At 61.4% G+C, this 11,494-nt stretch carries 8 protein-coding genes; 1 reads left to right on the top strand and 7 read right to left on the bottom strand.

The window, feature by feature from the left end; genetic code table 11:
* The first annotated feature begins 210 nt into the window (after positions 1–210).
* Positions 211–540 carry a hypothetical protein gene (locus EER34_RS14845; protein ID WP_205791725.1) on the top strand — a complete coding sequence of 110 codons (330 nt, stop codon included), beginning with the start codon at positions 211–213 and terminating at the stop codon, positions 538–540.
* Here EER34_RS14845 and EER34_RS14840 read toward each other — a convergent pair.
* The 7 genes from EER34_RS14840 to EER34_RS14810 form a co-directional block, all read right to left on the bottom strand.
* Complete coding sequence (locus tag EER34_RS14840) at positions 465–959, bottom strand: very short patch repair endonuclease (protein ID WP_127476098.1); 495 nt, start codon at positions 957–959, stop codon at positions 465–467. The genes EER34_RS14845 and EER34_RS14840 overlap by 76 nt on opposite strands.
* Positions 960–1,031: 72 nt before the next feature.
* Positions 1,032–3,119 (bottom strand): AIPR family protein, encoded by a 2,088-nt coding sequence (locus tag EER34_RS14835; RefSeq protein WP_240642406.1) that lies wholly within the window; start codon positions 3,117–3,119, stop codon positions 1,032–1,034.
* A 5-nt stretch (positions 3,120–3,124) separates the two neighbouring features.
* Entirely contained in the window at positions 3,125–4,075 is a 951-nt protein-coding gene (locus EER34_RS14830) for a PD-(D/E)XK motif protein (RefSeq protein ID WP_127476094.1), read from the bottom strand.
* Positions 4,076–6,844 (bottom strand): Z1 domain-containing protein, encoded by a 2,769-nt coding sequence (locus EER34_RS14825; RefSeq protein ID WP_127476092.1) that lies wholly within the window; start codon positions 6,842–6,844, stop codon positions 4,076–4,078.
* Positions 6,841–8,265 (bottom strand): ATP-binding protein, encoded by a 1,425-nt coding sequence (locus EER34_RS14820; RefSeq protein ID WP_127476090.1) that lies wholly within the window; start codon positions 8,263–8,265, stop codon positions 6,841–6,843. The genes EER34_RS14825 and EER34_RS14820 overlap by 4 nt, the downstream gene beginning before the upstream one ends.
* A 76-nt stretch (positions 8,266–8,341) precedes the next feature.
* A complete protein-coding gene (locus tag EER34_RS14815; RefSeq protein WP_240642404.1) occupies positions 8,342–9,412 on the bottom strand; it encodes a DNA cytosine methyltransferase in 1,071 nt (356 codons plus the stop codon).
* Between the two features lie 286 nt (positions 9,413–9,698).
* Complete coding sequence (locus tag EER34_RS14810; protein WP_127476088.1) at positions 9,699–10,442, bottom strand: hypothetical protein; 744 nt, start codon at positions 10,440–10,442, stop codon at positions 9,699–9,701.
* Positions 10,443–11,494: the final 1,052 nt, after the last annotated feature.

Below are 11,494 nucleotides of genomic sequence, written 5' to 3'. Positions count from 1 at the left end.
CAGCCCGCTATCCAGGGATTTTTTCGCGTTGCAGGTACTTGTAGCGAAGTGGTTCTCAACGGCGTCGCCCACCCAGGGTGCCTGCGTGCATCGAGTCTTGGCTCTTGTCGGAAGGCGGGTTTCGCGGGTCGTCGGAGGCTGACAAGAGATCCGCCGGCCGACTCTTGAACCAGGCAATCTCGTCGTGGCCGGGCGTATCCTGAAGCCGCGATGAGGAGGGCTGCCGAGACTCACTCCGGGCGTCACTTCACCGACGATAGGCTCGCCGTCAACGACGACTTCCCCGGGAGTGCAATGGCGATCATCAGCAAGCTGGTTCAAGGACATCAGAACGTCCACGCGCATCCGACTAGCGTCGAAGCGTACGTTCAGATACTCCACGACGACGGGGGCCGTCCGCTGGTACATGTGAGTACGTGGGGCTCTGACAGCCGCAAGACTGTGCAGAAGCAGAGCCAGGTCATTCAGTTCGATTTCGGATCGGCGGCGGAACTGGTCAAGTACTTTGTGTCCGCCTTCGGCGAGGACGTATTGCCGTAGGCGGAGTCCCACCCGAGCCAGGCTGCAACAACTGTTTGTGCGACGGCTCGGGGGTCCTCATGCTCCCAGAAGCGCAAGACGGTCCATCCGCGGGCCTTCAGATCACTGGTGACTTGCGTGTCCCGTTCGCGATTGCGCGCAAGTTTTGGCCGCCAATAAGTCTCATTCGACTTCGGTTGGACTCCGTGGGTTGGACACCCATGCCAGAAACAACCATCGATGAAGACGGCGATCCGTCGGCGAGAGAACACGATGTCGGCGCGAGCGCGCAAGGGTGGTGCAGGCGGCGCGTCGACCGTATACCGCAACCCCGCCGCGTGGAGGAGTCTCCGCACCCGCAGTTCCGGCTTCGTGTCTCGTCGTCGATTAGCGAGCATGGTTCGCCGGGCTCCCTCGCTCGACGCCCAGGACTCGACCATCCAACTAAATTAGTCCACCGCTGTTCTGCGAGGCCTGGCCGGGACAAGCGTCTGCGATGTCGTCATGACCTCTCAGTAGGCGGAGTCCGGTATCAGGCCCTCTTGCGAGCACCGATCAAGGATGCGCGCTAGGCGGAGAGCCTGCCGATCGGTCGGCATCGCCTTCTTCATCACGAGCTGCACCAGCGCCGCGTCGGTCGGGCTGAGGACGCCGGCCCGTGTCCCCTCGGCCACCACCAGCTCCCAGGTCGCCTGCTTCACTGCTATCACCCGCGAGAGGGCCTCAAAGCCCGAGTCGATCTGTCGTTCGCGCTTCGCATCAGTCAGGCGACTGCGCTCCTCCGCCGCTCCCAGCAGATCCTGCTTGACATTGTCCGGAAGCTCAATGCGAAACTTCTTCGCGGACTCCCACGCTGCCGACTGCTTCGCCCACTGGGTGACGTTGGCTTGGGGCCTGTCGTCCGCAGTCAAGACAAGCTGCATCTGATGCGCGACCTCGGTCAAGGCCTCCCGACTCGCTGCCGAAAGACTCTGTCGACGCCATACAGATTCAAAGTCGTACTTCTGGTCGGGGAATCGAATCGACAGCTCAAACGCGAACCGGGACATCGCATACGTGACGATGTTCGCAAGATACCCAGTCTCGTACCAGTCAGACTCGAGTACCGCCTCGCGAACATCGCTGTACATGATCGCTTTGCCGACACCGATGCGAAAATACGCGTCGCCGACCTGATCCGGATCCCTCTCCCACAACTCCGATGCCACTTTCGCATACGACATGAAATTACTCTGCGCACCCTTGCTGACCTCGTGCGGTCTTTGCGACCAGCTGAATGCGAACTTCGCCCAGTCCGTCTTCGTGAGCCGCTGCTTCTTCGGAAACTCCGATTCAAACCGCTTCACCTCGGCGGGCGTTCCGGCATTTCGTTGGTTCTCCCATTGACCGCGCGCACGCTCGTAGAACCACTTCGTTTGGAAGACCTGACCTTCCTGCGCGGGCGCCAAGATCCGTCGACTGATCTGCTCGAGACGAATGTGGAAGGGGCTATTCGAAAAGAGGTCGGCCTCACTGACAGCATTCTGGCTGTTGGCAAATCGCGAGATCGACGCGACCATCTCGGAGGCGGTCTCGGGTTCGACGGTCACGAGCTTCATCGCTACGTACACATCGTCAACTTTGCGTCCGGCCCCGCGCATGAAATGAGCCAGCGACGCGGTCGTCTGCCCGCCATTCACGATCTGCCAGTTATGAAGGCTACGTATCCGTGTACCCCCAGGACCGTCGACCAGGTCGACACCAGTGGCTGTCGTCGTGAGACCGTTGTTATAGGCCAGAAACATGTCCGGCTGATTCGAGAGAGTCCCTTGGATCCCGCGATTGACCTTTCCTCGCGCGCTCAAGAAGGTGCGCACGTTCGACTCGAGCAGCTGGCTGCCATACTCGGCATACACGTCGGCCAGCAGCTGGCCGGGCAGGACGGCAAGGTAGGACTTCGCGCGTGAATCGCTCTCCGAGCCGACGAGGCAGGGCAGCCCATCGGGGAGCCACTTCGTCAGATCCACCTCGAACTCGTCCTGTCCTGACTCCGATCCTGCGAGCTCCTCGAAGCGACGGAGATCCCAGATGGAGTAGGAGGTCGGGCGACCGCAAACCTCGTCGCTCTGAATCGACCGCAGGCGCTCGCTCACGACTCCATCGGTGGCAAGGATGAACTTGAATCGCTCTACCCGATTGAGAGAATTCCGGTGCTCACGGGAGAGGAGCTCCCGAAAATACCGGGCGTGCTCCGCTTCGGCAGAACTGATCTCGAGTGCGTCGATGAGGTGGCCATCAACCGACTGCTCGATGAAAGCACGTGCGGACGCGAATGTCGCCTCCGCCTCCGTCTTCGTCAGGGTGTTACCCCGCGCGCCATAGAAAGCTGAACAGAGAACGATCAGCGAGCTGTCCGCGGCGTCCTCGGCATAGCCGAGCAAACGGAGCTTGCGGCGATTGCGGCCCGTGCACTGAAGTGCGATGACCGTGAGATCGAGAGCTACCTCGGCCTCCTCCAGTCGGTCCGCGACTTCCTCGCCGAAGGCCGTGAGCTGGAAGCCCGCATTCCCATGCGCCCGCAGGGTGATCGCGTTCGAGAACTCTTCATAGAAATCTGACAAGATCGCTAGTCCTCAATGCTGGTGTCAGGTGTCCAGAACGGCACGGTCGCGAACTGCTGGCACTGATCGATGTCGATCGCGTAGCGGACGCGTGTTATCGGCGGGGGAACGAATGCGGCCCGTACACGGGGGAAGTCTTCGAGGATGGCGTACCAATGCCACGAGCCGATATCGAAGCGCCACTGGCGGTAATAGGGGTCCGACAAGTCAATCCCGACGGCCGCAAGCGCTTGAGCGAAGAAGCCCTTCGCCTGCGGATCTACGCTGACCCACACCTCTAGCTCGTTTATTAGCGACTCAAGTGAGGTCCCCTCGCCGTCCACGCGGCGGTCTAGCTCCAGAACCGCAAGTCGAAGATCCTCGCCGCGCGGGTCTAGCTGATCGATGTTTGAGATCTGCAATCTGTGATTCTGGCGTCGGATCGACTTCACTTCGACACATTTCTCGTCCGGGAGGACGAAGTCTTTCGCGGCCCGGTAAGGCCCATGCCAGGCGGCCAGTGCGGTGGCTGGGTCAAACCCGGCGTCGCGGAGGTCGCGAAGGAGCACCAGCTCTGCGAACAGGCCTCGAACCGAGGACTCGCTGAGTTGCCCGTGGTCGCTCGCCAGCATTGCTTTGAACTCGTCGAACGTGTCCACCATGACGTCGAGTGCCGTTGCCGGATCCTTCGCATCGAGCGTCGACTCGAGCAGGGAATCGATCAATGCCTCGAACATCGGGGTCCGTCCGGACGCTACTGACTCAAATCGCACATACGTCTGGTCGTCGCCCGAACCATCGACGACAATCGCGACGCCCTTAGACCCTGCGATGTATCGGTCGACCGTGCCTTGTACGTCAACAACGATCGCTGGGCGGCCATCCACGTTCTGCGCGTACACGGTAAGCACCGGGTGGGCGATGGGAAGCAACTGGAGGCTCTGCTTGGTTAGCACTTCTGCGATGCGCGCATCCATCTAGGCGTCCTCATCTTCGTCTGCATCATCGTCGAGGCTCATTGACATGCCGAGCTGGCGTCGTGCATAGACGCGATTGACTTTCCACCGCACGCCGCGCCCATTGATGAGCTCGTCGTACTCCTCCTCGACGGTGAGCTTGGGAGTGGCCACGACCACGGCGATGAGCGGGTTGTCCAGCTCGATTCGGACGAGGCCCTCAGGCAGAGGCTCTTCATGATCCGTGTTCGCGACAACGGTGTACAGAAGCATCGTTGGTCGAGTCAGCGACTCTCGAGCGACGGCGCGATCACCTCTCAGGATCGGCTGCCCGTCATCGGACAGAATCCTGTTGTCACGAGGGATTACAGAGACCAGGTCCTGACCGGCAGCGACGCGTCGATTGGGAAATTCCACAGATGGACCGGATCCTGCAGTCGTGTAGACCTTGAGCTGATTGCGGACGCTCGCACTGTGGCCAATCGGGATGCCTTCGGATCGAACTTCTCCTCCGGATCCAGAGATGAGGGCGATGTCCCAACTGTCGCCATTCTTGATCTCCGCCAGGTTCTGAACGATCATTCCCCGTCCTCTGGCACTACCCCCGAAGTAAGGCTCATCAACGTAGCTCCGGAATGAGCTCAGGAACTCGGCAACGACGCGGCGGTCCACACCCTGCCAGAACGGATCGCCCACGCTTCTCTTGCCCTGGGTGCGGCCGGCCGGCCCTAGGACGCTGAGCAACGTGCGGAGTGCTTCCAAGTTGCGGCTCCGGTCCTCCGGCAGCCAGGACAGCGTCGTCGACTCGAACACTCGTCCGTTAATGGAGATGACTCCGTCGTGATCGACCGCGTCACGCATCTTTCGTGCGGCAGCTATCTGGAAACCCTCAGGGTGCCTTCGGATCTTGAGTCCGAACTGTGCCGGCGTAAGTCCAAGGCCCTTCATCTCTGACAGAGACTCGCGAAGCTCGGCAGAAATGTCAGCTGTCCAGCGGAACAGCTCAGCGGTATCGTCGTCAATCCAGAGACGGACAAGGTCCTCGTATCCCGGCCGGTAGCCGAACCAACGCCCCATCTGGAGGAGGGTGTCGGCCGCGGCAGCGCGCCGTGAGTAGTAGCTGACCTGGAGACCTTCAATAGTGAGCCCTCGGGCGAGCACGTCGCCACCCACGTAGATCGTGGGCAACAGCGACTCGGCGTCTCGCACGCTCTTCGGTGTTTCCCGGGTGTGCTTCTCTCGCTCCGCCTTCGTCTGCGAATTGATGAGCTGCACCTGGAACTCATCGGCGAACGATAGAAGCTGCCGGCGCACTGTCAGCCAGTTCACGTCCGAGCCGTCGAAGTGTTGCGCATGAGCCGCGTGAAGCAGCTCGCTGCGCTCGTTTCGTCCGCGGGCGCCTTCGGGGATGCCGAAGTCGCTCAACACCGTAGATACCAGTTCATCGACAAAGCGGCCGACGAGCTCGGCGACTCGTGACTGCACATCATTGAACCGACTGACGTTGATCAGCATTGACGCCGCCTTCGGCTGTCCATCACGCTCTCGCCTAATCGCGGTTCCGACGAAGAACGTCGCTATCGCCCGACGGATGCTGTCCGGGAGCTCACTCACCTGAAGCGTTCGCTTGTGCGAGTACGGGATCGCTGTAAGCGTGTCAGCAACATCGCTGACCAGCGCAGGATGGCTGGCGTCGGAGAAGTACTTGCCAACGCCTTGGTAATTGGAGGGACTCTCGAGCGCGAGTATGTAGTCGCGGGGAAAGATGTCCTCCTCCACTTCGTCATCTATGAAGACGTTCGCAAACGGGGTTGCGGTGATGCCCAGATAGCTGTTGCGATTTGAGGCCGCGAGGATGTCACGTATCGCCTGGTTCACCGCGGAGACGTCGTCGCGTGAGTTCACATTGATCGATGCCCAATCGGCCTCGTCGTCAATGACAATCAGCGGCGGTTGATTCGCCCAGTTCGGGATATGGGCGCGCAGATATGTGGCGAGGTTCTGCATCACCTTTGCGTTCTTTTTGATGACGAAGATAGTCGGGGTTTCGCCGCCGAGCGCGACATTGCCGGCCCGCTTGCTGTGCGCTGAGAAGTCCGACCGAGTCGTAGTCAGCACGTTCACGCTGGAGGAGAGTGTCTGATCCACCCGCCCGATGCCGATGCGGGCAACGTCTGTTTCGACGATGATGTTGTCGGCTAGGTAGGCCGAGTCCACTCCTGTCAGGTCCGAGTCCAAGCGGGCCTGCGTCTGCCGTCTCAGGTCCTCGGTGTGACCCCCGATGACGACGATGATCTTGTATCCGTAGTCGATCGCCTTGGCGAGGACTCCGATGTAGCTGCTGGTCTTGCCAGACTGGACCTCGCCGATGGCGAGTCCGCGTCTGCGCCAGGGCGCGGGCTTCTGCGGGTCGCCCACAAGATCGACAATTAGGTCGGTCTGCTCGTCGAGCGTCTCGACAACGTTTCCCGCCCAGCCACGGGACAGGAGGAGCTCCTGATACGCGCTGGATCGCCTGACCTCAGTGTTGGGACGACGCTGCTCGAGCCAAGGATCGTAGGTGTTCGGGTCGACAATCGCATCGCCGACCCGCAGCACGATCGCGTTCATCTCGACCGCCCGCGCGATGACCGTGTGGAACTCGTCGTCGTCGATACCGGCTGCCACGAATGGACGCACGCCCTCCGCGGCGTTCTTGAGGGCGGTGAGATCGAGCGCCTCGTCCTTCCGTAGCATCGCGTTGAGTGTCATCAGCAGTGTCTCGGCCTCGGCGCTCAGTTGCACGCTCATCTGTTCTCCTCCCAGACCTCAGCCACGAGTGACTGCAGATCCTCCACGTTGTTGAATGGCTCGACTCTGCGGAGCGCTGGCACGAGGGCGACCGGGTCGGCGAGTGCTCCTCCAGCGTCCCTAATCGCGCGCAGTCTCTCGCGCAGTTCGGCCTCGGCGAACTGGATCTCGATTCGTGGCTGGCTATCTGCCATTCGCACATAGAGGTCGGGCGCCGGGAAGTAGGTCGCGAGGTCGTCGAGGGTCTGCTCAAGCAGCCGGCGTTTTTCAGGCGGTAACTGTGTCTGGAGCCCCGCGATCATTGGATGTTCGCGATTGATCGCGTATCGGTAACCGCCGCGTTCTTCGATCGCCTGCCAGAGATACACGGCGTGCGGTGTGCTGGTAGCGCGCCCACGGAATCGATGCAGTCTCTTGCTCCCGCCTGTGACGTGCTCGATGATCTGACGGAACCGGCTGCGGAAAGCCTGTGGGGGTTCAACGCGGGACTTCTTTATGTCGAGCTGCCACTGACTATCGAGCTCTGGCGGTATCTCTACCCTTACCCTCGACTGCTTAGTGAGTTCGTCGAGCTTAGATAGCCCGAACCAGCCTCCGTGACTGATGAGGCGCTTGTTGCGGTACACGTAAAAGCCCTGGTGGTCCCTCATGCTCGGGCCCAAATCGCTGCGCTTTCGGTCACGGGAGCTCAGAGCGGAAGGATGCGGCAGGGTGAACGGGTCCACCACAACCGTGTGCCCGTCAATGACGACAGTTTCCCTGGGCCCGGCCTGGGTCTTCGAGTTGCCCTCCAGGAATGGGTCGACTGGTGCAACCACCACGCCGTTCACCTCGATGCGTACCGAGTCTCTTCCTTCAAGGAACCGCTGGAAGACGAGTCCTAGGTGATGGCGAAGATGCTGGAGCCGCTCGGAAATCTCAAGCGCCGGATCCCCCGCGCCGGCGAGGAGATAGTCGAGGGCCTGCCAGACGACCAGCGTCCCGTTCTCGTCAACGCTGAGGCGATCGGCTTGAGGTATGACGGCTAGATCCTGATCGTCAAGCACACGGATAGACCAGCTCCCGGTCTGACGGACATGATCGATGTCCCACTGCAGAGCGCTTCTGACTCCGTCCCGCACTGTCACGACGCTGAGTCGACGGCATTGAGACAGCGACGCCGTCTTGAGTCCGAGGCCGAATCGCCCGAGATCGGTCGTGGTTCGTTCGACTCTGCTGGTTCCGGCGAGCTTTAGAGCCTCGCGAGCTTTGTCGCTGGTCATCCCGTCGCCATCGTCGAGAAACGCGATGTAGCTGGCGTCGATTGAGTCCGCGACGATTTGAATCTTCCGCGCGCCGGCAGCGATGCTGTTGTCGACGATGTCGGCCACTGCCGCGTCGAACGAGTAGCCGACAGAGCGCATAGACTCGAGCAGCTCCACACCAGGGACAAGAATTTCGTCGTGCAATGCGCCCTACGTCTCTGAAGAAGTGCTCGAAGTGGCCGACTCCACTATCTCAGGCGAGCAGTCGCGACTGCAGGTTTGATTCGATGCTCGCGTACGGCGTTCCGCTGAATGATTTGAACAGCGCTTCGAAGATCCGCTGGGCTCCGAGAACGGGAACTGCCATTCCGACCTGCTTGCGCACGCTCTCCTTCGTCCCCTTGAACTCGAAGTCGTCGGGAAAAGTCTGCAACCGAGCCCGCTCGCGATTTGTTAGCGCGCGCGGTTCCTCCCAGTGGTAGCCGTGCGTGCCACCTCCGCCCGATCCCGTCATTGTGTAGGCGGGTTGGTTCGGGTGCAGTCGCCGATAGATGTGACTTAGTGTCACGCCTTTGATGTTGAGCCGCAGATCTTCAGGGATGTCAGCGTTGAATGCGTTCTGACCGGGCTCAATGTAGGAGAGCCTTTCCACGACGCGGGGGGATTGCCGCGTGCGCTCCTGGTTCTTTGCCCAACTGGGGATGCCAGCAAGTGCGCTTGACGCTGTTTCCCATGTGTCGGCGGTCGGATGCGACGGCGCAGGCACCCGGAACTCGACCCTAAGGTCATCTCGAACCCCGACGATGATGATGCGGTGGCGCCTTTGCGGAACGCCATACTCCTCGAATCGATACAGGTGAGGTGTCAGCGTGTACCCAGGCCCGGCAGCAGACATTGCGTCCAGAATCTGCTCAAAGTCGTTGCCGCCATTCGAGCTTCTTAGCCCAGTGACGTTCTCGGCAACGAACCACTCTGGCTGGTGGTGATCCAGCACATCGATCCCGTACCGATACAGAGGTCCGAACTCTCCGTTGAGGCCTAGGTTCTCACCGACGACGCTGTAGTCATTGCAGGGGAAGCCGAATGCGAAGCCGTCGATCCGCCGGAGGGCCTTAACGTCAAGATTCCGCACGTCTTCGCATCGAACTGTCTCTGGCGTAGCCCCGCGGATGTTGGCGAGATACGTACGGCACGTGGCCGGGTCATAGTCATTGGCCCAGCCGTGGCGAAGATCAACCCCCAGTCGCGAAGCTGCAAGATGCGCACCAGCAGCCATCCCACCCGGTCCGGAGAACAGCTCGCCCATCGTGAAGTTCAAGCCCAAGGCGCTCTCCAAATCAAATCAACAGCGCGGATCGTCGGGTTGCGATCACCTTCGGATCGCCAGCCGTCGTCTCGTAAGCAGCTTACCTGCTCGCGCACCCGCCAGCCGTGAGTCCACGACGTGTCGTAGACGCCAATGTATGGGGGATGTCAGACATCGCCTGTTCGGCGTGATCGCGAGCCATCCTTGCGGGGCTGTTCGTGCACAGGAAGCGGGCCGAGGCCACGCGCTCGCATCCACCCGGGAGATGAATTGTCATGGCCCATCGGCCGGGGCTCCAAGAGTCCTAATTCCGGATGGCCAACGATGACAACTCAAGCAACAGGTATCTTCGCCGCACGCGTCGCACTCGCTCGTCGTCGCCCCATGGTTCGACTGTGATCGCCAACAGCCCGAGCTCGACGAGCTCCTTGGTCGCTCGGGTCCAAGTGTCGTCCGACATCCCGTACTGGCGCTTGCGGAATCCGTCCATGACCTGCCCATCCGGGTGCTTGTTGCCGCCGAGCAGTTCGCGGAGCGCGACGTAGACGGCCAACGCCCGGCCGGACAGCGAGAATATCCACCCGTCGTCCCAGAGCTGGATCGGGAGTGTGACCCATCGCGATCCCCCCGTCGTTGTCCACTCCTCCCCAGATCCGTCCGGTTGAAGGAGCGCAATCTGTGCTGGCTTCCCAGGCCGGTCCTTGCGCGCGATGAGTTGCCGCGCCGTGAGCCATTTCAGGGCCTCGTTTACGCGTCGACTCCCCGGACCGTCTGGGAGGTCCAGAAGTCGTGCATACCCAGCCGAGGTTCGAGGGGTCACGTTCCGTGGCGGTCGAGTCGCCTGCATCGCAAGCGTGAGGTACAGCTTCAGGCGGACACTTCCACCCTGGCCACCCGCCATGAGCTGGGCCAGCATCGGAGGGTCGTCGTCCACAGACCGAACGAACTCGACTGGAAACTGCACAGTCGACGCGCGCTTGGATCGCGCTACGGCGGCCTTCATCGCAGCCACCGCATCTGCAGACGCCATCGTGACCTCCAAACTCATGTCGCTTGTAGCGGAGTGACATGGAGTCCCGGGGTCCACTGGGATCCTCGGCATCCATGCTCTTCTATATCACTCCGCTAGGACCGGCCCCCCACTGTCGCTACGACAGTAATCTATGCCCGCCAAGATGGTACTTGTCACGCCGCGGCAAACGAGCTTCGGCTCCGCTAGGAATGTACCCCTCGCTGCGTTGCGTCTTTTCGGCGCCCCGGCCACAGTGGGAATACACAACGAGCGATGCCCCTCTGTCGGATCAGGACAGAGGGGCATCAGGAAGAACGAAAGGAGCAACTCATGGGCCGCGGATTCCGCCTTACCATCCGTATCACTGTAGCCGGGCTCGAGATCACAATCGAGCCCTTGTAGGTGAGGGGGAGAGCGTCTTCGGCGCTCTCCCCCTCAACTTCAGCAGGGTCCATGCGGTCCAGTGGTGTGCGACAGGGAAGCCGCAACTCCGCGGGGCGGCGCGATGACGTCGGCGCTTCGGGTTCTGCTTGGCGACCGATGGTGAACGCGGTCCGGCCGGAGTTCGCGTTTGCAAGCGTCGCCTCGCACAGGTTCGGTAGCTGCCTCTAGTAGGCCCGGCCACCAGCGGCTACGGGTCGCCTCGACCGGCTGAAGCAGGACCGCGGAGACCGCTAGCGCCTTCATATTGCATGGGAGCTCACGTCAATCGTCGCCGTGGCTCCGACAATCAGCGATCATGCGGGCGGGGGTGGCGCAGTGCCCGGTGCGAGCGGTTGCTAAGCGCAGATCGGAGCGCAGCGGAGAGCGAAGTCTGCAAATAGCGAGCGGAGGGAACGAAGCCGTCAACGACCGCTACCATCACGTGGTCGGAGGAGGCGGCACTCGACAGCACGCTCAAGCCTGGAGGAGCACTAGTCAGGAAAGCCGGGATCGGAGCCGTGCCCGATCGCTACACTCTCGGCGTCGAAGCGAGGCGATCCCGTCCCTACCGACGACAGATCGCGACCTTCTTGCACAACGCCCTGCATCCCGCTCTGGAGCCGTTGACGGGGTCGTTTCGGTGTCCGACACTGGGCCGATACTGA

Origin of the sequence: Microbacterium sulfonylureivorans, assembly GCF_003999995.1 — a bacterium.
Lineage (GTDB): Bacteria > Actinomycetota > Actinomycetes > Actinomycetales > Microbacteriaceae > Microbacterium > Microbacterium sulfonylureivorans.
This window is presented reverse-complemented; position numbering and strand designations above follow the sequence as displayed.

Coding starts and splice junctions, on each gene's coding strand:
- EER34_RS14840 (WP_127476098.1), bottom strand. CDS start 959: ATGGTCGAGTCCTGGGCGTCGAGCGAGGGAGCCCGGCGAACCATGCTC.
- EER34_RS14845 (WP_205791725.1), top strand. CDS start 211: ATGAGGAGGGCTGCCGAGACTCACTCCGGGCGTCACTTCACCGACGAT.
- EER34_RS14830 (WP_127476094.1), bottom strand. CDS start 4,075: ATGGATGCGCGCATCGCAGAAGTGCTAACCAAGCAGAGCCTCCAGTTG.
- EER34_RS14825 (WP_127476092.1), bottom strand. CDS start 6,844: ATGAGCGTGCAACTGAGCGCCGAGGCCGAGACACTGCTGATGACACTC.
- EER34_RS14810 (WP_127476088.1), bottom strand. CDS start 10,442: ATGAGTTTGGAGGTCACGATGGCGTCTGCAGATGCGGTGGCTGCGATG.